At 37.3% G+C, this 24,021-nt stretch carries 24 protein-coding genes; 21 read left to right on the top strand and 3 right to left on the bottom strand.

The features are described from left to right. Window positions 1-152 precede the first annotated feature (152 nt). Entirely contained in the window at window positions 153-1,238 is a 1,086-nt protein-coding gene (locus CRI88_RS10375; protein ID WP_036128547.1) for a glycosyltransferase family 2 protein, read from the bottom strand. Window positions 1,239-1,421: 183 nt separating this feature from the next. Between CRI88_RS10375 and CRI88_RS10370 the strand changes: the two genes are divergently transcribed. The 6 genes from CRI88_RS10370 to CRI88_RS10345 all read left to right on the top strand — a co-directional run bounded on the left by CRI88_RS10370 (window position 1,422) and on the right by CRI88_RS10345 (window position 8,002). Then, window positions 1,422-2,390 carry a YncE family protein gene (locus tag CRI88_RS10370; RefSeq protein WP_230593975.1) on the top strand — a complete coding sequence of 323 codons (969 nt, stop codon included), beginning with the start codon at window positions 1,422-1,424 and terminating at the stop codon, window positions 2,388-2,390. Then, window positions 2,390-3,073 (top strand): response regulator transcription factor, encoded by a 684-nt coding sequence (locus tag CRI88_RS10365; RefSeq protein WP_036128542.1) that lies wholly within the window; start codon window positions 2,390-2,392, stop codon window positions 3,071-3,073. Before CRI88_RS10370 ends, CRI88_RS10365 begins: the two co-directional genes overlap by 1 nt. Further along, entirely contained in the window at window positions 3,070-4,458 is a 1,389-nt protein-coding gene (locus CRI88_RS10360; protein ID WP_036128540.1) for a sensor histidine kinase, read from the top strand. The genes CRI88_RS10365 and CRI88_RS10360 overlap by 4 nt, the downstream gene beginning before the upstream one ends. A 3-nt stretch (window positions 4,459-4,461) precedes the next feature. Further along, a complete protein-coding gene (locus tag CRI88_RS10355) occupies window positions 4,462-4,986 on the top strand; it encodes a FixH family protein (protein ID WP_036128538.1) in 525 nt (174 codons plus the stop codon). Window positions 4,987-5,107: 121 nt separating this feature from the next. Then, window positions 5,108-5,680: a TetR/AcrR family transcriptional regulator gene (locus tag CRI88_RS10350; RefSeq protein ID WP_036128535.1), complete on the top strand. Its 573-nt coding sequence runs from the start codon at window positions 5,108-5,110 to the stop codon at window positions 5,678-5,680. A gap of 132 nt (window positions 5,681-5,812) precedes the next feature. After that, window positions 5,813-8,002, top strand: coding sequence for a YhgE/Pip domain-containing protein (locus tag CRI88_RS10345; RefSeq protein ID WP_058845222.1), 2,190 nt, complete (start codon window positions 5,813-5,815; stop codon window positions 8,000-8,002). 659 nt (window positions 8,003-8,661) lie between these two features. Here CRI88_RS10345 and yhfH read toward each other — a convergent pair. Next, window positions 8,662-8,787 carry a protein YhfH gene (gene yhfH, locus CRI88_RS10340; protein ID WP_004230455.1) on the bottom strand — a complete coding sequence of 42 codons (126 nt, stop codon included), beginning with the start codon at window positions 8,785-8,787 and terminating at the stop codon, window positions 8,662-8,664. Window positions 8,788-8,931: 144 nt separating this feature from the next. On the opposite strand from yhfH, the gene CRI88_RS10335 reads away from it, so the two are divergent. The 15 genes from CRI88_RS10335 to CRI88_RS10265 all read left to right on the top strand — a co-directional run bounded on the left by CRI88_RS10335 (window position 8,932) and on the right by CRI88_RS10265 (window position 23,341). After that, a complete protein-coding gene (locus CRI88_RS10335; protein WP_036128038.1) occupies window positions 8,932-9,924 on the top strand; it encodes a lipoate--protein ligase in 993 nt (330 codons plus the stop codon). A 100-nt stretch (window positions 9,925-10,024) separates the two neighbouring features. Beyond that, entirely contained in the window at window positions 10,025-10,729 is a 705-nt protein-coding gene (locus CRI88_RS10330) for a response regulator transcription factor (protein ID WP_036128035.1), read from the top strand. Further along, window positions 10,729-11,712, top strand: coding sequence for a sensor histidine kinase (locus CRI88_RS10325; RefSeq protein WP_036128032.1), 984 nt, complete (start codon window positions 10,729-10,731; stop codon window positions 11,710-11,712). The genes CRI88_RS10330 and CRI88_RS10325 overlap by 1 nt, the downstream gene beginning before the upstream one ends. Window positions 11,713-11,723: 11 nt before the next feature. Further along, window positions 11,724-12,149: a hypothetical protein gene (locus tag CRI88_RS10320; protein ID WP_036128029.1), complete on the top strand. Its 426-nt coding sequence runs from the start codon at window positions 11,724-11,726 to the stop codon at window positions 12,147-12,149. A 12-nt stretch (window positions 12,150-12,161) separates the two neighbouring features. Then, window positions 12,162-12,938, top strand: coding sequence for an ABC transporter ATP-binding protein (locus CRI88_RS10315; RefSeq protein WP_036128027.1), 777 nt, complete (start codon window positions 12,162-12,164; stop codon window positions 12,936-12,938). Next, window positions 12,910-14,844, top strand: a complete 1,935-nt coding sequence (locus CRI88_RS10310) for an FtsX-like permease family protein (RefSeq protein WP_036128024.1) — start codon at window positions 12,910-12,912, stop codon at window positions 14,842-14,844. The genes CRI88_RS10315 and CRI88_RS10310 overlap by 29 nt, the downstream gene beginning before the upstream one ends. A 142-nt stretch (window positions 14,845-14,986) precedes the next feature. After that, window positions 14,987-16,534, top strand: a complete 1,548-nt coding sequence (locus CRI88_RS10305) for a fatty acid--CoA ligase family protein (RefSeq protein ID WP_089933886.1) — start codon at window positions 14,987-14,989, stop codon at window positions 16,532-16,534. Window positions 16,535-16,784: 250 nt separating this feature from the next. After that, window positions 16,785-17,432 (top strand): VTT domain-containing protein, encoded by a 648-nt coding sequence (locus CRI88_RS10300; RefSeq protein WP_036128018.1) that lies wholly within the window; start codon window positions 16,785-16,787, stop codon window positions 17,430-17,432. A gap of 162 nt (window positions 17,433-17,594) precedes the next feature. After that, on the top strand, window positions 17,595-18,824 hold the full coding sequence (locus CRI88_RS10295; protein WP_101966576.1) for an EAL and HDOD domain-containing protein: 1,230 nt from the start codon (window positions 17,595-17,597) through the stop codon (window positions 18,822-18,824). A 160-nt stretch (window positions 18,825-18,984) separates the two neighbouring features. Further along, a complete protein-coding gene (locus tag CRI88_RS10290; protein WP_036128012.1) occupies window positions 18,985-19,827 on the top strand; it encodes a YitT family protein in 843 nt (280 codons plus the stop codon). 48 nt (window positions 19,828-19,875) lie between these two features. Continuing rightward, window positions 19,876-20,193, top strand: a complete 318-nt coding sequence (gene cccB, locus CRI88_RS10285; protein WP_036126754.1) for a cytochrome c551 — start codon at window positions 19,876-19,878, stop codon at window positions 20,191-20,193. A gap of 165 nt (window positions 20,194-20,358) precedes the next feature. Then, window positions 20,359-21,267, top strand: coding sequence for an HPr(Ser) kinase/phosphatase (hprK, locus tag CRI88_RS10280; RefSeq protein ID WP_369802774.1), 909 nt, complete (start codon window positions 20,359-20,361; stop codon window positions 21,265-21,267). 48 nt (window positions 21,268-21,315) lie between these two features. Then, on the top strand, window positions 21,316-22,137 hold the full coding sequence (gene lgt, locus CRI88_RS10275; protein ID WP_036126751.1) for a prolipoprotein diacylglyceryl transferase: 822 nt from the start codon (window positions 21,316-21,318) through the stop codon (window positions 22,135-22,137). A gap of 13 nt (window positions 22,138-22,150) precedes the next feature. Next, window positions 22,151-22,792 (top strand): pyrophosphatase PpaX, encoded by a 642-nt coding sequence (ppaX, locus tag CRI88_RS10270; RefSeq protein WP_036126748.1) that lies wholly within the window; start codon window positions 22,151-22,153, stop codon window positions 22,790-22,792. 6 nt (window positions 22,793-22,798) lie between these two features. Then, on the top strand, window positions 22,799-23,341 hold the full coding sequence (locus tag CRI88_RS10265; protein WP_036126746.1) for an acyltransferase: 543 nt from the start codon (window positions 22,799-22,801) through the stop codon (window positions 23,339-23,341). 84 nt (window positions 23,342-23,425) lie between these two features. On the opposite strand, the gene CRI88_RS10260 is transcribed toward CRI88_RS10265, so the two are convergent. Then, the gene (locus CRI88_RS10260; RefSeq protein ID WP_036126744.1) at window positions 23,426-23,629 is read right to left on the bottom strand and encodes a hypothetical protein; all 204 of its coding nucleotides are present in this window, start codon (window positions 23,627-23,629) and stop codon (window positions 23,426-23,428) included. Window positions 23,630-24,021: the final 392 nt, after the last annotated feature.

The following is a 24,021-nucleotide window of genomic DNA, read 5'->3' as shown; positions in this document are numbered from 1 at the left end:
TCAAATATCGTATTCTGCACAATGATAGAGGAGGTAGACACATATCTACTTATTAAAGTTATTTATAGATTCGTTGCAACTACGCTTAAAATAGTAGAAGGTTTTCTATATCGATAGGGGCTAAATCCTTTTTATTTAGTTATTGATATTTTCTAAGAGTCATTTTGATCGATTGTTAAAATACGATTGAAATATTCTTTATTGTGTAAAATTTTTGGATCATTTGGAATGAAGGAGCTGGCTAGCTCATTATGGGTATTTGCTAGTTCGTATTGCTGTAAACGGTCGAAAAGTACACATAGCTGCAAGTGTGGGAGCCATGTTGAAAAGCTTTTATTTTGAAAAGGAGCGTTTGGATTTTGTTTAATTACCAGTGCTTGTTCGTACCAAAAAATAGCTTCGTAATTCCTGAATTGTTCCATGAAGTGGTAGCCAAGGCGACAGCAGGCTTCGGGGCGGGGGACATCGTATTCAAAGCTTCGTAAAATAGCACTGAAGTTGTTTTCTCTATCGTCTAAATTGGAATAGCAATCTGCTAATTTAAAACAGGCGCGAATATTATCTTCTACCCAGCCTAACTTTGAGGTTAAAAATAATTCGTAATAGTAAATGGCATCCTCAAACTGACCATGATCTAGTAATTCATTAGCAAAATAAAATGTATCTCGCGGTGTTAGTGTTTCTCCTGCTTCAATAAGTTGCTTATAAATCGTAATATTACGTGAGTGATCATGTGTTAATGGTAAATGGCTAACGGCTATATCACTATCAAACAGCACGCCCCCTACTTCTAAATATTCATGAACTGCACCGATCCATTGAAAATGCTTTTCTCTTTTTACAAGGCGATATCTCCTTATTAAGGCGTCCACATTTCCCTCATGATCATAGCTTAGATGATAATTCATGGACACGGCATCTATATCAGAGGTTAGAGAGGCTTTGAGCGACTTCAATTTTTCTTGATCTTCCTCTAAAAAAACATCATCTGCGTCTAGCCAGAGGATGTATTGCTTTGTTGCTTGTTGAAAGGAAAAGTTTCGTGCCGCTGCAAAATGATGTATCCATTTAAAATCAAAAATTCGGTCTGTAAATTGTGCAACCACTTGTTTTGTACTATCGGTTGAACCGGTGTCAATAATATTAATTTCATCCACTATATCTTTGACGGACTCAAGACATCGACCAATAACATCTTCTTCATTTTTTACAATCATACATAAGCTAATGGAAATCACGCTATATTCCTCCTTACCAGTATCTTTGTAGTATATGTAACGCTGACAGTATGGGTTGGATGATTGAACTGAGAGGAGGTTCGTGAGTTTGAAATGTGAAAAGTATTTTTATGGTTTGTCATAAATTTACCTTCCAAGTTTCACCCGAATTTCACAATTGTGAAGTATAGTAAAGGGGCAGAGGTGATAAAGTTGAAAAAATGGGCATTCTTCATTTTTTCGTTACTACAAATTATATGGTTAGCAGGTTGTACTGAAAAATCATATGAACCCATTGAAAGGGATCGGAATTTTATAGCTTCGTTAAACATACAAGAACCATCATTAGATTTTATTGATGAAGATGGCAATGTATTTGCTACTTGGTCATTTGATAAAGCTTATTCTGGGGCAATACTGTTAGGGAATGACCAAATCTTATTGTATGGACACCAATTAAATAATATCGACGTCTATACATTATCGACCGGAGAAAAGCGCTATTCCAAAAAAGTAGAGATCGGTACAACGAATGTGTACTATGATGACAACATTAAGCAATTTTTTATAACGAATAGTAAAACGAATACGGTGACAAGCTTTGATCAAAAGGGAGATGAACTAGTCAGACAACAACTTGGCAATTATCCTATGTCAATGGCATCGTATAAAGATAAACTGTATGTTATTAATTTTAAAGATACAAAATTATCAGTGTTAAACATGAAGGATTTGACCATTGAACAAGAGTGGCCAATTCAAAAATCCGCACATGGCATAGCTATTTTAGAAGAGACACATGAGCTATGGGTAGGTGGGCATGGGGAAGGAAGTAAGCCCAACAGCTCCGTTAAAAAATATGATTTGACTACTGGCCATCTGAACGGAGAGATTGATATGCCTTTAATGCCAGTAGGGTTAAAAAAGACTAAGGATGCCGTTCTTGTTGTAAGTCATGGTCACAATGAGTTGTATGTTGCTGATTTTGATGGCCATATTAAATGGCACCAAGAGGTTGGTGCAAATCCCTTTGTAGTGAACCAGTTTAAAGACTATATTGTTGTCGCTGGTTATGACGATCACACATTGTACTTTATAAAGGGTGATCAGAAGGAAAAAACAGTTGATGTAGGGAAAGGTGCTTTTCAACTGTTAGTAAGGGAGGAACAATGATGACAACTGTGTTAATAGTTGATGATGAGCAGGATATGCGTAATTTAATTGAGATGATGCTAAATAATTCGGATATAGAGACATTTACTGCCGCAAGTGGTACTGAGGCTTATGATGTGATAGTACGTGAAAATATTGATTTAGTATTACTTGATGTGATGATGCCCCATGAAGATGGCTTTGTCGTTTGTCAAAGTATTCGTGCTATGTCCAATGTACCGATTATTTTCCTGACAGCACGTGATGCCAATGAGGACAAGGTGAAAGGTCTTACACTTGGTGGAGATGACTATATTGTTAAGCCTTTTACACATGACGAACTAGTGGCGAGAATTTATGCTGTATTAAGAAGAAGTGGCGCGAATATTACAGAGCTACAGCAAAAGTACGTGATTATTGGTCCTATTAAAATAGACGAAATTGCACGTAAAGTATCTGTTGATGGAAAGAGTATTCCGCTTACCTTAAAGGAATTTGAGCTATTGCACTTATTTATGAAAAATCCGGGAAATGCCTATACGAGAGAGCAATTACTAGAGCGTATTTGGGATATTGATTATGTAGGAGGCACACGCACGGTCGATACACATATTAAAACTTTACGAATTAAGCTTGGAAAGGATGCGGCTGCGCATATTCAAACCGTTTGGGGAGTGGGCTATCGCTTTGATCCTGGCGAATGAAAAAGATTGCCACTCGCATTTGGTTGTTAATTTTTGCATTTTTAATCATTACCGTTGTCTTTATGTATGTTCTCACAAACTTTTTGTATCAACGTTTATATGTACAAGATACAGAAGAGACAATGGTCGAAGTTGGCTTGAAGCTACAGACCATGTATGACAATGGGAAGGTGACGGATGAATTTATTGCAGATATTGAACAATTTAATGATTACTCAAATTTAAATATATTTGCGGTAAGGAATCCACGTGAGTTAAGTGCCTGTGTTCCATTTGATATAGATTATGAGACCCTGATTGGCCCTGAGGAAAGACAGAAATTATTAGCAGGAAAATATGTGCAAAAAATTGGATATGAGCCACGGTTTGATCGACAACTTATTTCCGTAGTTATACCGCTCGTTGATCAAAATCGATTAGAGGGTATCATTTATATTTATTTCCCATTAGCCAAAATTAGTGAGTTAGCTAATAGTGGCGTGATTTTGTTGTTTATTAGTGCTTTCATATTTTTAGTAGTGGCTAGCTATTTGATTTATAAAGGTATCCGGCACATTATGCGACCATTAAACGATTTACAACTTGCAGTGGAACAGATGTCCTATGGGAATTATGAGACACGTGTGCCTGTCAATTCACGAGATGAAATTGGTAAATTATCTAGTACCTTTAATAAAATGGCAGAGGCCATTCAGCAGGAGGATGAAGCACAAAAAACGTTTCTAGCAACCGTTTCGCATGAATTACGCACACCTATAAGCTATGTAAAAGGCTATAGCGAGGCTATGCAAAATGGCATCATTACAGAAAGTCAAAAAGAAGATACCATACAGTTGATCGTCCGTGAGGCGAATCGAATGGAGCGGTTAACAAACGAATTACTTCAACTGGCAAGAACAGAAAATGAACAAACCAATTTAGTTTTATACCCTATTCCACTAGGAGAGACATTGCGAGAGGTTCAAAAAATCCTAACACATCAAGCAGATAAAAAGAACATAACATTACATGTAGATGTAGATGATGCGCTCATTATTGAAGCGGATGAAGTAAAGCTAAAGCAAATCTTTATTAATATTATTGAAAATGCAATTAATTACTCGTATGAAAATTCTAAGGTGGAAATTGTTGCTGTTGAAAAGACTGGCAGTGCACAAATTACAATCAAGGATTATGGAATCGGTATTCCATCCGAGGATTTATCACATGTCACAGAGCGATTTTATCGTGTTAACAAAGCACGGAGTCGTGCAGACGGTGGTAGTGGATTAGGGTTATCCATTGTTGAACAGTTATTAAAGCAGTTACAGGGATCGTTAGAAATTGAAAGTGTTGTTGAAAAAGGCACAACCGTTAAAATCCGGTTGCCATTAATGGAGGATTAAAAGATGAAAAAGTGGTTATTCGCGCTAATTGCAGTGCCTACATTATTAGTAGGATGTGGAGAAAAAAAAGAGGCTTTACCAGAACCAGTTGTACCTCAAATTCCAGAGGTAGAGATTTTAACACCAAAAGAGGTAGTACTCAATGAAACAATTGAGCTGGCGGCACACGTTGAACAAGGTGGAGAAAACGTTGATGATGCTGTAGTAGAATTCGAAGTTTGGGAATCAGGGAAACGTGATGAAGGACAAATGATTGATGGGAAATTAGAAAAAGACGGCGTCTATAAAGCAACGACTACATTCGATCATGACGGTGTTTACTATATGTATGCACATACTACAGCTAATGGTGTTCATAATATGCCAAAGCAGCAAATTATTGCTGGTAGCCCAGATATGACACAGGTTTTACCAGAGGATGAGAAATCTAATAACAGCATGGATAACAATATGATGAATCATGGTAATGGTACGTCAAATGATGCTGATCATGATGACGAAGAAAAAGATGAAAAAAATCATCATTAAATGCTTGCATTTTTTTAAAAATAGGAATATGATAATGACCAGATGACCGAAATGGTTTTCTGGTCATTTTTATTGAAGTGTACATTAGAGGTACATAACCTAACAAGAAAGGATGTTACTAATGGATCGTAGGCAGGAAATTCTTGAAGCAGCTGCAAAATCTTTTACATTGTTTGGCTACAAAGCAACAACGATGGAGCAAGTGGCGAAAATCGCTAATGTCGGTAAAGGTACGATTTATACATTCTTTGCAAATAAAGAAATTTTATTTCAAGAGATTGCTATGTCACTTGTACGAGAGATGAAGGCGGAAGCAGATGCAGTGTTGGATGCATCAGCAAGCTTTATGGATAATGCGCATAATGCTTTAATGAAAATGCTACAGTTCCGTGAAAAACATCTTTTATTTGCAAAGCTAATCGAGGAAGAAAAAGAATTACGAACACCAGCTGTTAAACAGGTGCTACTTCGCATCGAAACAGAAATCTTATCGTATGTTTCAGAGTTAATACAGCGTCGTATTAAAAAAGGTGAAATTAGAGATTGCGATGCAGAACTGGTCGGTTACTTATTGTTAAAGGCATATCTTGCTTTTGTTGTCGATTGGCATGAGTTACACGGTGATGTAATCCCTGAAGAAAAGATTCTTAATCTTTTCAAGGAAACAATCTTTCGAGGTTTGATTCTAACTTGATTCGGTAAAAGACAGATATAAAAGTGTCGAATCAAGTGTCTTTTTGCAAAATTGCCGAGGTTGACTATTTTTTTTGAATGAAAATGACCAAATGACGTTTTCGGTCAAATAGTTTAGGAGTGAGGATATTATATGATTAAAGCTGAGTGGCTGAAGATCTTTAAAACAAGAAAAATGCTTGTTTCAATCATTGCTGTATTATTTATTCCAGTAATGTATGCAGGTATGTTTTTATGGGCGTTTTGGGATCCTTATGCAGGGCTTCCTAATCTCCCAGTAGCTGTAGTTAATGAGGATACTGGTGCTGAGATGGATGGCGTTAAATTAGACTTGGGGGATACCTTAGTTGATAAATTGATAGATAGCGAACAATTTAACTTTATAGAGGTTTCAAAAGATGAAGCTGAAAAAGGCTTAAATAGTCGTGATTATTATATGATTTTAGAAATTCCAACAAATTTCTCTGAGCATGCTACAACATTATTAGATGACAAACCTTCGAAATTAGTGATGAACTACATTCCAAATGAAGGTCTTAACTTCCTTGGTGCTCAAATTGGTGAGACTGCAATGGATCGTGTCCGTGCTGAAGTAAATTCACAAGTATCAGCAACGTATGCTGAAAAATTATTTGATTCCATTGCAACACTTGGAGATGGCTTTACAGAGGCAGCTGATGGCTCGAATAAGTTAGATGAGGGTGCACAAAAAGTAGCAAATGGTGCAAAAGATTTAAAAGGCTATCTAGAGCAATTAGCTTCAAGCACAGTTGAACTGTCGAATGGGACAGATAAACTGACAAAAGGTGCTGGAGATGCTGCGAAAGGTGCGAATGATTTATCAAGCGGTTTAGTCAAACTACAAGATGGTACTGTCCAATTACAACAAGGTGCACAGCAAGCAGCAAATGGTGCAACTAGTCTTGAACAAGGGTTATCACAATATACTCAAGGTGTTGCAAAAGTTGGGGCAGGTTTAAACACTTTAAACGATAAACAACAACAAATTAGTGCAGGCGCAGCTTCTATTGCTGAAAATGCAGGTGCATTAAATGGTGCAGCCAACCAATTAACAGCTGGTTCTGCGAAAGTGGAGGCAGGCATTACAGCCTTATCTAGCCAATTACAAACGATGATGGCTTCAATGCCTGAGGAACAAGCAGCAGCATTAAAGCAAACATTAGCAGAGCTGCAAGCTGGTAGTGCTAGCGTGCATAACGGCTTAACATCTTTATCTGCTGGTACAGAAAAATTACAGGCTGGTGCTAATCAAGTAAGCTCTGGTGCAAGTCAAATTGCAGCAGGTCAGGCAGAAGTATTAGCTGGTGCAAACGCATTAACGGCTAAAAGCAATGCTTTAATGGAAGGTGCAAAAGGTCTACAAGCAGGTAATGCGACATTAGCTACAAAATTAGGTGAACTACATGCAGGTGTGAATACAGCTGTAACAGGTTCAAAAACATTAGCATCTGGATTAAATGAATTAGCAAATGGTACAACAACATTAAATCAAGGTACTTCTACGCTTGCTTCGAAATCTGGTGAGCTAGCACAAGGTTCCGCAACACTTGCAGATGGTTCTACAGAGCTTGCAGATGGTACGACAACGTTATCTAGCAAACTAGGTGAGGCTAGTGAAAAAGCAAATGAGGTCAAAGCAAATCAAGACACGTATGATATGGTAGGTAGTCCAGTAGAGGTTGAAAAAGAGTCTGTAAACCATGTTCCAAACTATGGTACAGGTTTTGCACCATACTTCATTTCTCTTGGCTTATTCGTAGGGGCATTATTAATTTCGATTGTGTTCCCATTTGTTGAACCAGCTATCCGACCAAAAAATGGTGCAGCTTGGTTTACAAGTAAAGTGACTGTATTAGCCGTTGTAGGTTTAGTGCAAACATTACTAACAGTAGGTATTGTAAAATGGGGTCTAGGACTTGAAGTAAATAACATGGGCTACTTTATCATAACGGCATTATTAACAAGCTATGTATTTTTAGCCTTAATTCAAATGCTTGTTTCGATCTTTGGTGATCCAGGACGTTTCATCGCAATTGTTGTGTTAATTTTACAATTAACAACAAGTGCAGGTACGTTCCCACTAGAATTAATTCCATCACCATTACAAGTATTTAACAAGCTTTTACCAATGACATATACGGTTCAAGCATTTAAATCAAGTATTTCAACTGGCGATATGACATTCTTAATGCAAAACTATGGTGTTCTAGCTGGATTCTTAGTAGCATTCTTAGCCATTACATTCGGTTACTTCATGCTACTTCACAACAAACGTTACTCTAAAGTAGCAGAAGAAAACTAATAATACACTTGAAGCACTCATCGACTATTCGGTGAGTGCTTCTTTTGGTAAAAGGATATATAGGCAACTATTGGTTTTCTCTATGAATTGGCGTTTTCCTTGCACGCTAGCCCTATTGGAGTCTCCACTAAATGCACAATATCTCTCTATATAAATAAAAACAAAACCATCAATAGCATAGTTGTGAAAGGTGAAAATAGATTTCCGTTGGCTTTCCTGTGGGCGAGCTGCTTCCTCCGCAACCGCTCCGTTTAGAGGCTCGCCTGTCTCGCTATCCCACGGGAGTCAAGTAGCCTTCCACGCCAATCTATAAAAATGTTAACTTTTTAGCAAAGGTTCAAGGGAAGATGTTCACTACTCATTTTATAGAGGGGTGTTGTCACGCAGCACTTCTCCACATGCTTGATTGGAGCGAACGCAGTGAGTGAAGCGGCTCATCGGACACCCCTTGGAAAGGACGCTGACGGAACGGAAAGTAATCCCTCGCCCTTGACACCACCTTTTTTCAATAACATAAAACAACAGCTGATGTGAGCGTATCAGCTGTTGTTTTTGTAAGTGTAAGAGATTTAATTAAGGGTTCATCAAAATGTGATGAAGTGTGTCATGATTGCTACGTGTGGGGCACGTATATGACAAATTACAGTATAGGCAAATGCTTATAGGTGGTTACATTTTTCACAAGTGTTGCTGTAGCATTCGCTTTGTTCTTCCATTTTTTCACCGCACTCAGTACATTGCTTTGCAGGTAAATTCTTGAAAAATTCAACTACGTTTTCTAACATTGTGGACTCCTCCTTTAAGTTCATCTGTACTATTACTGTTTTGATATTTCCTAGTGTATTATAACAGATGCTTTTCGTCAACACAAAATGCCTAATTTACGTTAAAATAAATATGGATAATTTGTGAAGGAGGAAATGTGAACTATGATTTTCGTTGATAATAAAGGGATCCATGATCCACGTATTAACCTTGCTATTGAGGAGTATTTATTAAAAACAATGGACGTTGAGAAAGAGCCAGTGCTTCTTTTTTATATTAACCAACCGTCCATTATTATCGGTAAAAACCAAAATACAGTTGAAGAAATCAATACAGACTACGTAGAGGACAATGGCATTATTGTTGTGCGTCGTTTATCAGGTGGTGGTGCTGTCTATCATGATTTAGGGAATCTTAACTTCAGCTTTATTACAAATGATGATGGTAATAGCTTTATGAATTATAAAAAATTCACACAGCCAGTAGTAGATGCTCTAGCTAAAATGGGTGTCAATGCTGAGCTTTCAGGGCGTAATGATATTCTAGCAGAAGGGCGAAAGGTTTCTGGAAATGCTCAGTTCTCTACAAAAGGACGTATGTTCAGTCACGGCACATTAATGTTTGATACAGAAATTGATGCAGTAGTGTCAGCTTTGAAAGTCAAAAAAGATAAGATTGAATCAAAAGGTATCAAATCCATCCGTTCACGAGTAGCAAATATTTCGGAGTTTTTAAAAGAACAAATGACAGTAGAAGAATTCCGTCTTGAAGTTTTGAAATCCATTTTCGGTGGGGAAGAAAATATTCGCTATTATGAGTTAACAGAGGAAGATTGGGCAAATATACACAAGTTATCCGCAGAGCGTTATCAAACATGGGAGTGGAATTTTGGGAAATCACCACGCTTTAATATTCAAAAAACACATCGTTTCCCAACAGGTGGCATTGATATCCGCCTAGAAGTTAATCATGGTGTGATTGAAGAGGCACATATTTTTGGTGACTTCTTTGGTGTAGGGGATATGGCTGATATAGAACAGCTTTTAGTTGGGACAAACTATGATAGAGCTGCCATTGCTAAGGCATTAGCAGATATCGATATTCCTACATATTTTGGTGGAATTTCAACTGAGGACTTTTTACAATTAATTTATTAAGGAAAATACGGTTTCGTGTAATGTTTTAGCCTAAAGGTTCGCTGACAATTATGTCGTCGAACCTTTTTTTGATACAATATAGAAAGAAAGGAGTGTTGATATGGAAAAGCATCGAATATTCATAGTAGAAGATGATGTCAAGATTGCATCATTACTAGCGGAAACGCTTAGAAAATATCAATACGAAGTTGCAACAATTCAAGAATTTGATCATCTCATCGAAGAATTTACAGCATTTAATCCACATATGGTGCTGCTTGATATAAATTTACCTGCTTATGACGGCTATTATTGGTGTCGCCAGCTACGCCAGCTTACAACATGCCCGATTATTTTCATTTCTGCTCGCTCTGGAGAAATGGACCAAATTTTTGCGCTTGAAAATGGGGGCGACGATTTCATTACCAAGCCATTTAACTATGAAATTGTTTTGGCTAAAATCCGTAGTCATCTACGCCGTACATATGGTGAGTATGCAGCAAGGCAAGAGGAACGGACAATCAAGCAAGGACAGCTTGTACTTCATTTAGAAAGAATGGAGCTACATAAAAATGATTTAGAAATTCCACTTCAGAAAAAAGAATGCATCATTTTAGAGCTGCTTATGGGAAATGCACCGAAAGTCGTGACGCGTGAACAGCTACTAGAGGAACTCTGGGACGATCAGGCATTTGTCGATGAGAACACGTTGAATGTTAATATGACGCGCGTACGAAAAAAGTTAGCAGATTATCACATAGCATCAACAATTGAAACTGTACGTGGTGCGGGCTATCGGTTCATATTAAGCGCAGGTGAGCTATAGTGGGCTGGAAATTATTCTTACGTGACTATGCATCATTTATTGTGTTCCAGCTCTTATTAGTTGGCTTCATTATGGTCATTTATATGCTAGATGGCTTTCGAAATATTGATACAGCTATTTATTCCTTCTGTATTAGCCTTGTCTTATTAGCTTCATTTTTACTTGTGCGTTATTTAATGCGCCAACGTTATTTGATGAAAATCACTCATCTCCCAACAGCAATGGAGGATGTGCTACAAAAAAACGCAAAAACGCCAGAAGCTATGCAAACCGAAAAGTACATGCACGAGTTGTATCGCCTTTATCAGCATGAGCTGCATGCGCTATATGCAAGTCAAAAAAGACATGATCAGTTTATGAACCAATGGGTGCATCAAATGAAAACACCTATTTCAGTCATTGAATTATTATTACAGGATGACCGACCTCTTGATAAAAAGAACGTACAGGAGGAAATTGATCGTTTACGTAGAGGCTTGGACATGGTGCTTGTTAATGCACGTTTAGAAAATTTTGAGGATGATATGCAAGTGGAACAGGTTGCGTTGAAAGCAATTGTCACTGCAACTGTTAATGAAAATAAACGTTTATTTATTACGAAAAGAGTTTTCCCAGAAATTCATATTGAGGATGATCTTATTGTTGCCAGTGATTCGAAATGGCTTCGCTTCATTCTTGGCCAATTTATTACAAATGCGGTGAAATACACGTTTGAAAGCAATAAAAAAATTGTGATTTCTGCCATTGAAAAGGATGACTATGTACAGCTAGCCATTTGCGATGAGGGAATTGGGATTCCAGCTTCCGATCTTTCACGTGTTACAAAAGCCTTTTTTACTGGTGAAAATGGGCGGAAAACAGGGGAATCTACTGGGATGGGCCTTTATTTAGCCAAAGAAATCTGTGAAAAGCTAGGACATGAATTGGCTATTACATCAGAGGTAGGAAAAGGGACAATTGTGACAGTGACATTTACAAATTAGGGGGCGCTAGGATGGGAGAAGTACGTATAGAAGATTGGGTATTAACTATTGATAAGGAGAAAACAAAAGCTCTTTATATGACACAAATGCAAGAGGGGGATCATTTTGCTTATCAAAATTTCTTGAAGGCAAATGAGAGGCTCGATGAAGAACTATTGCATTTTTCAAATAAGCTTGGGTTAAACTTACAGCAACCTACATTATTGAATGCATTTCCTATCGAAGGTCAACAGATGATGTACAGTGGGTATTATACTGTGTGCGGTGAGATCCTAGAGGGAGAAATAGATGCTTGGGATGTGATTGTTGGGGAGCATTGCTTTAGTTTAGTAGAGGAAGAGTCCGTTCTGACATTAACAGAGCCTCATTTTCAAATCGGCTTTGAGGTCGTATTACAGTGGCTTTTACCACAATCCTTAGAATTAATGAAGAAATAAGGTGAATGACGTATGCCTATTTTACAAATTAAAGATGTGACAAAAGTATATGAAGGTAAAGTGACACATAGGGCATTAAATCAGTTGAGCTTTGATGTAGAAGAAGGGGAGTTTTTAGCTGTTATGGGACCTTCCGGAAGTGGCAAAACGACCTTGCTGAATATTATCTCGACAATTGATGAGCCTACTAGCGGTGAAATCATACTGGATGGCATGAATCCACATAAATTAAATGCAACTGAGCTTGCTTACTTCAGAAGAAGACAGCTCGGTTTTGTGTTTCAGGATTTCAATCTTTTGCACATGCTAACGGTCGAGGAAAATATCGTGCTGCCACTAACATTAGACCAACAGCCTTTAGAAGTAATGGAGGAACGTCTAGCTAGTATTGTAGAAAAGCTCGACTTAACTTCTTTCCTTCATAGACGTCCAAATGAAATATCTGGTGGACAGGCACAAAGAACGGCTATTGGTCGAGCACTTATCCATAATCCGAGTCTGATTTTAGCGGATGAGCCTACGGGTAATTTAGATTCGAATTCTTCACGTGATGTGCTCGAACTGCTAACAAAAGTCAATCAGGATAAACAAACGACGATTGTAATGGTCACACATGATCCGATTGCAGCTAGCTATTGTGATCGGGTGTTGTTCATTAAAGACGGTGAATTTTTCAATGAAATTTATCGAGATGATCGTCGTCAAATGTTTTTCCAACGTATATTAAATGTTTTGAGCTTACTAGGAGGAGGGCAAGTAGGTGACCTTTCGACAATTCGCTTACCGTAATGTCGTGCGGAACAGCCGGATATATGGTGCCTTTTTCATGGCAAGCTTTTTTTCTGTGGCTGTATTTTTTATCTATTCAATGCTAATGTTTCATCCTGATATTGAGCGCGGGATATTAGGAGAGGTATCACTTATCGGGATGGTGGGTGCTGAAATTGTTCTCGTCCTCTTTACATTATTCTTTTTGTATTATTCCATGAGTGCCTTTTTAGAGGCAAGATCCCATGAATTCGCCATTTTATTGCATTTAGGAATGGAAAAGCGCCAGATGAATAGACTTGTCTTTTTAGAGACAATGATTATTGGGTCAGGCTCTATTATTGTAGGTATCGTGTTTGGCTTCTCGTTTTCAAAATTCTTTTTTATGATCGTACGAGAAATTTTGCATTTAGATGAATTACCATTATATGTTTCCTGGCAGCCGTTTTTACTAACAATTGGTGTTTTTACAAGTGCGTTTGTCGTCATTTCATTTATTAGTGTGTATTTTACACGAGAGAGAAAATTACGAGATCTTATTAAAGGCAGTGATTATGTAAATAGCTTAACAACCTATTCCAAAATCCGAGCTATTTACGGTATTGCTTTAATTTTAACGACGTATATTTTAGCGTTTGTTGTAGGACATACGGCATTCATCTGGCTAACTTTATTAATACCATTTTCAGCAACATTCGGCACATATTATTTTTTCAGTGATTCCGTCCCGTGCTTTTTAGATTTAGCACGTGGAAAACGCAAGTTTCATTGGCAACGTTACCGTCTTCTCTCACTAGCTGAACAAACCCATATTATGATGGATAATGTGAAAATGTTTTTCGTTGTTACGATGGTATCAACACTTGCCTTTTTGTCTGTGGGCGTTTTAGCGACTATGTCCTCCTATACAACTCAATATGATCGCTTAAATCCATTAGGGCTGGTTTATAAAGGAGATGTGGATAATCCATTTGAGCGAGAGCATATCAATTCATTGCGACTGCAATTAGAGGAGAAAGGTTTATCTTATCAGCTGTCCCGTTTTATTGTAGTGAAGCAAACCTCTTCTTTCACTCGAAATGAAGTGGAGGTATTTCGAGAGTCCGATATGAATGTTTTGCTTTCTTCGTATAGTTATCCATTACTGAACCTGGGAGCTGGTGAGGCAGTATTTATCCCTTATTCAGAGGATTCGTTAAAAAAATTAAAAAATAGAATTGTGCACACCGTTTTAGAAGAGAATAATATTCCGATTACCATCGATAGTGTCTATCCAAAAATAGTGTTTCCAGGTTCAATTGTAAGTGTCAATTCAATTGTCATTAGTGATGAGGACTTCGCAAAGCTGATTCATCCGATCTCTGATCAAGATATTATTCAACCTAGTTATCATCTATTTACATTCGTTATACCACAATGGATGGAAACAAAAGATATCGGGAGGGCTATAGACCATCTAGAATCCAATTTATATTTTCTTAAAAAGGATAAATTTAGTCCATTTTACTTTGAAAATGCAGGATTAAATTATTCTTATATACTAGCTACCTACTCATTATTTACTTTAGTGGGTGTATTGGTTGCCACTGTATTTTTACTTGCGGCTGGGAGCTTTATCTATTTTAAATTGCATACATCACTTGAACGTGAAAAGCGTAAATTTGATGTGTTAAAGCGCATGGGCTTAACTGATGCGGAGCTGAAAAAGCTTGTTAATCGTCATTTATTTCCTCAATTCTTTTTGCCTTGGGGTGTTGCAATGATGCATAGTGCCTTTGCTTTTCTAATGGTACAAGGTATTTTGAGAGACATAGCAAATATTTCGATTGTAAAAGAAGTATTCTTTGCTTTTGGCTTCTTTGTGTTAATACAAGTAGTTTACTTTTATTTAATTCGTTGGCGTTACATCTCACATATCCGCTCATGATGTCTTTGTTTAAAAGAGAAAAAAATGAATTATTTAACGTAATTTATGACATGAAATAAAAAGATTCATTGTCTTTTAGATACATTTCTTATATAATATTACTGAATAACGATTCATTTTATACGATAAGGGGATGGTGTAATTGAATTTAGTTTCACGTGTTCGCCAACAGGCAACAGAGCAGCCGGAAAAAGTTGCGTATCATTTTATGGGGAAAGATACAACTTACGGGGAATTTGAGCATACAGTTGGTCGTTTTGCAAAGGGATTACAAGATTTAGGTGTTGAAAAAGGGGACCATGTGGCGTTTTTACTCGGCAATACGCCACACTATTTAATTGCCTTGTATGCAACAATGCGTTTAGGGGCAACAGCAATACCAGTTAACCCAATCTATACACCAGATGAAATTTCTTATATTTTGCATAACGGGGATGTAAAAGCAGTCATTGCACTCGACGCTTTGCTTCCATTAGTTGAAAAGGGTGTACAAGCATTTCCACAAGTAAGCACATTTATAGTTTGTGAAACCACGCCAGATATAGCGGAAAAAATGGCAGCGTTATCACCGCAAGCACAAGAAAAAACGCATTTATTTACACAGGTCATTGCCACTGCTGCTGAATCTTTAGAGCCTGTGGAAGTTGCAGATAATGACAATGCTATTATTTTATACACTTCAGGAACTACAGGTAGTCCAAAGGGTGCTATGCTGACACATGGCAATGTGTATTCAAATGCTCGTGATGTTGCCCATTATTTAGGAATCAAGGCAGATGATCGCGTCATTGCTACATTACCAGTGTTTCATGTATTTGCCTTAACGGTTGTGGTCAATGCGCCTTTATTAAGCGGAGCAACAGTTTTACTTACACCTCGCTTTAGCCCTACTGAAATTTTTGCTTTAGCGAGAGAGCAAAAAGCAACGGTATTTGCTGGTGTTCCAACCATGTATAATTTCTTGTATCAATTACCTGAAGGTGATCCTGAAGATTTCTCGACAATTCGTTTGGCCATTTCAGGTGGGGCATCTTTACCTGTTGCACTCTTACATAATTTCGAACAGAAATTTAATGTGCGTGTGTCAGAGGGATACGGCTTATCGGAAGCTTCGCCTGTTACATGCTTTAATCCACTTGATCGTGATCGAAAAGCTGGCTCTATCGGTACATCGATAAGCAATGTGGAGAATAGAGTGGTTGATGTGAACGGTCAGGAAGTACCTGTTGGCGAAGTTGGCGAGCTGATTGTACGTGGCCCTAATGTGATGAAGGGTTACTATAAAATGCCTGAAGAAACGGCCATGGCCATTCGCGACGGCTGGCTCTATACAGGGGATTTAGCTAGGGTAGATGAAGAAGGCTATTTTTACATTGTCGATCGCAAAAAAGATATGATTATTGTAGGTGGCTTTAATGTTTATCCTCGTGAGGTTGAGGAAGTGCTGTTTGCCCATAATAATATTGTAGAGGCGGCGGTGGTAGGCTTTCCAGATCCTAACTTAGGGGAAGCTGTACATGCATATGTTGTGTTAAAAGAAGTAGCAGCCACTACGACAGAAGATCTGCTATCTTATTGTGCCAAGCATATGGTGAAATACAAGGTGCCAAAGATGATTGAGATACTGGATGAACTTCCGAAAAACACGACAGGGAAAATATTACGACGTTCATTAAAAGAAAAAGTTTAAACGAGTATAGCTACTATTGAAAAATGGTAGCTTTTTTTTATGTACATTATTCGTATAATAGTAAAATCAGTTGAGAGTAGTTGTCTGTAAGTGATAAAATCAAACATGTGAAATCTTCTACATACTTTTCAAGAGCTTGTCATATAGTGAGGAAGTAATGTAAAAAGACGTACAAAACTGGAACCCTTTGATGTGAAGCTACGTCAAAGCTTTTAGGTAAAAATACTATTGAAAGAGAGCATACAAAAACATGTTAGAACTCATTAAGGAGTTAATAAGCTTTATTGTGCATATCGATGTGCATTTAGAAGAAATTATTCGTGATTTTGGCAATTGGAGTTATCTGATTTTATTTGCGATTGTTTTTGTAGAGACAGGCGTTGTCATTTTCCCATTCCTACCTGGTGATTCATTGCTATTTGCAAGTGGAACATTAGCAGCTGCAATGGGTGCCTTTGATATGTGGATTTTAATTCCTGTATTTTTAGCAGCAGCTATTTTAGGAGATACGATGAACTATCATATTGGTCATAAGGTAGGAACATCAATCCCTCCAAAGAGCCTCCTCGGAAGAGTTGTTAAAAAAGAACGTATGGAGGCAGCTGAAAAATTCTTTAATACACATGGTGGGAAAACGATTGTTATAGCTCGTTTCATGCCATTTATTCGTACATTTATCCCGTTTGTGGCGGGTGCAAGTAAAATGAAATATAGCTATTTCTTATTTTATAATATCTTTGGTGCAATATTATGGGTATTCAGCTGTACATTACTAGGTTATTTCTTTGGTAATATTCCTATTATTAAAGATAACTTCTCGGTTGTCCTTATTTTGATTATCTTTATATCAGTTGTGCCTGCAGTTATTGGTGCTATCAAATCTAGAGTAGGTAAATAATGAGGACAGTCCTAAAGTGGTCAATGGATCATCACTAGGACTGTCCTTTCTTGTGTTATATGTCTAATAGTGACCATACTAAATTAGTGTGAAGTATAAACAACAGGTCGTAAAAATGATATACTATATATTACTAGAATATGAAGAAATGGGGGCAGCGAAATGGAAGTATTTATTGGCAGACAGCCTATTTTTAATCTTCATGAGCAGGTAGTTGCTTATGAATTATTATATCGTGGCAAAAACGTCAATGGCTTTCCAATGGTCGATTCAGATGCAGCAACGATTGACGTACTTGTGAACTCATTTCTTTCAATTGGTTTTGAAGAGGTAACAAAAGGTAAACCGGGTTTTGTTAATTTTACTGAAAACTTATTGATGAGCTCCATTCATGAATTTTTAAATCCTTCACAGGTTGTGATTGAGATACTAGAAGATGTTCCGCTTACTCCTCAGTTAGTGGAACGTGTAATTGAGCTAAAAAAACATGGGTTCCAAATTGCTTTAGATGATTTTATTATGGATGAGCATGTGGAAATTTATGATGAATTATTTGAGCAGATTGATTATATTAAGGTTGATTTTTTAGCATCATCTATCGTTAAACGAATGGAAATTGAAGTTAAAGTAAAGGATAAGTTTCCAAACATTCAATTACTCGCTGAGAAAGTAGAAACGCGTCATCAGTTTGAAGTAGCTAAATCTTCTGGCTATGTGTTATTTCAAGGTTATTTTTTTGAACAACCTCAAATAATACGAGCAACAGACATTCCAGCGAATACAATTCAATATATTCACATCATCTCTTTATTAAAAGAAGAAGAGCCAAATATCCAATTATTAGCGGAAAATATCGAACGAGATATTTCATTGACGTATAAATTATTACAAATGATTAATAATTCATCTAAACGATCTAAATCGAAGGTACGCTCCATTAAACAAGCCATTGTGTTACTGGGCGTATCAAATTTACGAAAATGGATCTATTTATTGGCCATGCGAGAAATCGATATAGACGCCAATTCTGATCTTTTTAAAGAAGTGCTGTGTACATCTTTATTCCGAGCAAAGGTTTGTGAAAAGCTAGCGAAGCTTTCTTACAAAAAGAATTTCTCAGAATATTTCTTAGTAGGCATGTTTTCACTCATTGATACGTTGCTTCAAAGACCTATAGAGGTCATTTTACAACAATTACCGTTCTCAGAGGATATTACGAGCACCATTTTGGGCATTGAAACGGATATGACACCCTATCTAGAGTTTAGTATCGCACTAGGGAAGTTAGATTGGCCACGTCTAGAAGAGCTAGCGACACAGTTGAATATTCCACTAGTTGATATTGATCATTTATATTATGAAGCCATGGAATGGGCTGAAAAATCATTTTAAACTGTGCAAAAGCTATCTTAACGTTTCATTTAAGATAGCTTTTTTTATATTTCCACAATGGCATATTCCCTTCATCAAGATGAAGTTCTCAATATGAAGAGTATTTGCTATAATCATCTCGTCTTTAAAAAATTCTGATAGTTGAAGTGGGCGTGGGGAAATGAGACATGATGTGAGAGATAACATTGTGGAGTATGTGTATGTGATTGTTGGAGCGGCAGTAATTGCTATTGGTTTTAATGTTTTTTTATTACCAAATCAAGTCGCTTCAGGTGGGGTAAGTGGCATTAGTACGATTTTGCATGGTTTGTTTGGATGGAATCCGGGAATTGTTCAATATGCATTTAATGTACCATTATTTATTGCTGGTGTATTATTGCTAGGCAAAAAATTTGGGATTAAATCATTTATCGGTACCATTACGTTACCTTTTATTGTCTTGTTAACGAATAGCTGGGAGCCTTGGACTGATAATGCTTTACTGGGAGCTCTTTTTGGTGGAATTGTTGTTGGCTTAGGAATAGGACTGGTCTTTAAAGGGAATGCTTCAACTGGTGGCACTGATTTACTAGCGCAAATCATAACGAAGTTTACTGGGTTGTCGCTTGGAACAAGTGTACTGTTAATTGATGGAATCATCGCAATTAGTGCAGCAGTTGTTTTTGATTTAGAAAAAGGTTTGTATGCTCTGATTGGACTTTATGTTACAACAAAAACGATTGATATCATTCAGTTAGGTTTTAGCCAATCTAAAATGGTCTATATTATTACATTGAAACAAGATGAGGTAAGAGAAGCCATTTATGCTGAAATCAATCGTGGTATAACTAAGTTACCAGCAATCGGTGGCTATACAGGAGAAGCACGACCAGTTCTCATGGTTGTTGTTTATCAAACAGAATTCACAAAGCTGAAACAACTCATTAAAAGCGTTGACCCATCAGCGTTTGTCATCGTTTCTGATGCTTATGAGGTATTAGGAGAAGGTTTCAAACGTGCATAATTTTGGTATAATGGCGGCGTAAGGTATTTATTATGAGGAGGGGTACTAATGAAAAAAGCAATGTTAACATTAGTGTTCGGATCAGCAATCTTCTTAGCTGCATGTGGTGGCGGAGATAAAACTGCAAGTAATAATGAAGGTGCTACAGAGCCAGATGGTGAAGCGATTGCCATGAAATCTTGTGTTTCTTGCCATGGTGGCGAGTTACAAGGTGCAAGTGGTCCAGCATTAAATGACGTAGGTGCTCGTTTATCTGAATCAGAAATTTTAGATATTATCAATAATGGTAAAAACGGTATGCCTCCAGGGGTTGTAAAAGGGGCAGATGCTGAGGCAGTAGCCAAATGGTTGGCAACTCAAAAATAGTATTTATAAAACTAGCGGGCTGGAGAGCCGCTAGTTTTTTTATGGAGGTAAACGCTGTGTTGAGAGTAAATACATTCCTTTTAGACATAGACATGCTAAAATAAGAAGAACCTTATCCATTGATTGGAGGCTTTTTCATTGGTCGTAGTATTAACAAGAGATGTTATGGAGAAATTTAAGTTAGAGTTATTAGCTGGCGAGGAAGGAATTGGAAGAACGATCGTCACTAGTGATATTTCAAGACCAGGACTTGAAATGGCAGGATACTTTACACATTATCCGGCAAATCGCGTCCAATTGCTTGGCAAAACGGAACTGTCTTTTTTCGAAATGCTGCCAGCAGATGTCAAGCTTGAGCGTATGCGTTTACTTTGTTCGCAAGATACACCTGCTATTATTATTTCTCGAGATTTAGAAGTCCCCGAGGAGCTGATTCAGGCTTCCAACGAAAAGCATGTTCCTGTCTTTAAAACACATATGACGACAACCAAATTTTCGAGTAGATTAACAAACTATTTAGAGGGACGCTTAGCACCAATGACAGCAGCGCATGGCGTGCTTGTCGATGTGTATGGAATTGGTGTGCTTATTATTGGTAAAAGTGGCGTTGGGAAGAGTGAAACAGCACTTGAGCTTGTTAAAAAGGGTCATCGTTTAGTAGCAGACGATTGTGTAGAAATTCGTCAAGAATCAGAAAACCTTTTAATTGGTAGTCCCCCACCTTTACTAGAGCATTTATTGGAAATACGCGGAATCGGCATTATTGACATTATGACGCTATTTGGTGCAAGTGCAGTGCGTCCGTATAAACGGATTACACTCATTATTGAGCTGGAAATTTGGGACCCGCAAAAAGTTTATGATCGATTAGGCTTAGAAGAAGAGAAAATGAAAATAATTGATACGGAACTAACCAAACTAACGATTCCTGTAAGACCAGGACGGAATGTTTCCGTTATTATTGAAGTGGCTGCGATGAATTACCGCTTAAAGAGAATGGGCGTAAACGCAGCAGAGGAGTTTTCAAGACGTTTAGATGAAGTAATTTCATCTAATGATGAGTTAGATGATTAAACAGTTGTGAACTAAAGTATGTGAATGACATATTGAGAGGAGCAGAAGATGGATTTACTACTATTACAGATTGACCCGATTGCCTTTCATTTAGGGCCTATTCCGGTTCGTTGGTATGGATTGTTAATTGTGTCGGGAATCATTTTAGCATATATTGTCGGGCAGAGAGAGGCCGTTAAGCGAGGATTGCCTGAAGACTTCCTGGCAGATTTATTGTTATGGGCAGTTCCTATATCCATCATCTGTGCACGTATTTACTATGTGACCATGCGATGGGATTACTATAGTGAAAATCCAGGTAAAATCATTGAGATTTGGAATGGCGGTATTGCCATCCATGGTGCACTTATTGGAGCATTTGTCACAGCTTACATATTTACTCGTATAAAAAATGTAAGCTTTTTACGAGTAGCAGATATTGCAGCACCTAGTATTTTAATTGGACAAATTATTGGTCGATGGGGCAACTTTATGAACCAAGAGGCTTATGGTGGGGAAGTATCAAAAGCCTTTTTAGAAAATCTAATGCTACCAGATTGGATTATCAATCAAATGTATATCGAAGAATTAGGTTCTTATGTACATCCGACATTTTTATATGAATCCGTTTGGAACCTGATTGGGCTTATCATTTTATTAGTCTTACGTAAAGTAAACTTAAATCGTGGGGAAATTTTCTTTAGCTATCTAGTTTGGTATTCTATTGGTCGCTTCTATATCGAAGGTATGCGTACAGATAGTCTCTACCTAGTAGGCGATTTACGCTCAGCACAGGTAGTGTCCATTATTGGTATTGTAGTTGGACTAGGTGCCATTATTTATCGCAGAATAAAGGTAAAGCCAGCCGTAAAATACTTGGATAATAAATAAGGGGATGTAAAATATGGCTGTTAAAGCACTATTGTTTGATTTTGATGGCACGTTACTTAATACGAATGATTTAATCATTCAAACATTTATGCATGTATTAAATGAGCGATTTCCCGGGCAATATTCGCCAAAAGATTGCTTGAAATTCATTGGTCCATCACTCAAACAGACATTTAATGACATTGCACCAGATGAAGAGGAAGCTTTGATCGCAAATTATCGCGCTTGGAATATAGAGCATCATGATGAACTAGTTAGCGAATATCCTGATGTTGTGTCAACACTAGAGCAATTAAAAGCACAGGGTATTCGATTGGCTATCGTTTCAACAAAACGTAATGAGACTATTGATCGTGGGCTTTCTATTATGGGTGCGACACATTTATTTGATGTGCGTATTGGCACAGATGATGTAAAAAATGTGAAGCCTGACCCAGAGCCAGTACTACTTGCTTTACAACGTTTAGGAATAGACAAAGAAGATGCCATTATGATTGGTGATAATTCGCACGATATTGAAGCAGGGCATCGTGCAGGTGTAAGAGCAGCAGGTGTTGCTTGGGCAATTAAAGGTGAGGCATACTTACAGCAATATCAACCAGAATATATGCTACAGCATATGACAGATTTATTGGATATTGTGAAAGAGGGGTAAGGGCAGATGGCGCGTAAAACAGAACGTTATCGTGTCGAAGGAGCCAATTCGCTTTGGAATATATATGACACGGTGTCCTTTTGGAAGGTGATGAAGTGTTTCATTGTCATTCAAATTGGACGCTTCACACCATTTTTACGTGTGAAAAACTGGCTTTATCGTACATTTTTAAACATGACTATTGGCGAGCGAACTTCATTAGCCTTAATGGTCATGCCAGATACCATGTTTCCCGAACGTATTTTCATTGGTGAAAATACAGTGATTGGTTTTAATACGACAATTTTAGCGCATGAGTATTTAATAGAGGAATATCGCTTAGGTGATGTTTATATTGGAAATGAAGTAATGATTGGCGCAAATTCAACGATTCTACCAGGTGTAACAATCGGAGACGGTGCCATTGTTTCAGCCGCCACCCTTGTACATAAGGATGTGCCGGCAGGGTGTTTGGCAGGGGGCAATCCTATGCGGATTATTTATACGGCTGAACAAATGGCTGAGCGTAAGCGCAATGAGGTTGTAGAATGGTGTACACCAAAAAAATAATACAAACTCATGTTGTATGACTACATACTTCGTGAGTTTTTTCATATTAAAAAGCTACTCCGGTTTTGGAGTAGCTTTTAATATTTATGCAAGTGCTGCGTCATAGTCTGATTTGAATTCACAATTGTCGTGATCACCTAAGCAAGTTGATTCAACAAAGGTTGATTTAATTGCAGTCCCATCTATGTCTTCTGTTGTATGAAGTGTTACTTTGTCGCCAGGGTAAAACTCACCTTTACAAATACTTACGATCATTTGCTCACTTAGTTGTACGAATGGACATGCCATAATAAATCCCTCCAATGTGTAGTTTATATGGTGCTTTTTGTTATTAATGCTATTCTATATTAAGCTTTTAAAAAAGTAAAAGAAAAAATAGAATGAGAGTAATAATCAATAAAAGTATTGATATTAAGGTATTCTTATTGATAATGAGATTGAGAATCATTTTTAATATTTCATTCAATAATATTATATCTATATAATATATGCGTGACTGTATTGAGAATAGGTTGTTGATAAAACTTAATTTTTTCCAACAATTGTATAAGAGAGAATCATTCTCAATTTTTTAGTGAATACTTTAGTTGATTTATAATCATCATGTCACATTTTAGACATATTCTCATTCTCAGTAAAACATTTTGTCAAAATTTAAGAGAAATGATGTCTTGTTTTTA

This window comes from Lysinibacillus fusiformis (assembly GCF_002845985.1).
Taxonomy (GTDB): Bacteria; Bacillota; Bacilli; order Bacillales_A; family Planococcaceae; genus Lysinibacillus; species Lysinibacillus fusiformis_D.
This window is presented reverse-complemented; position numbering and strand designations above follow the sequence as displayed.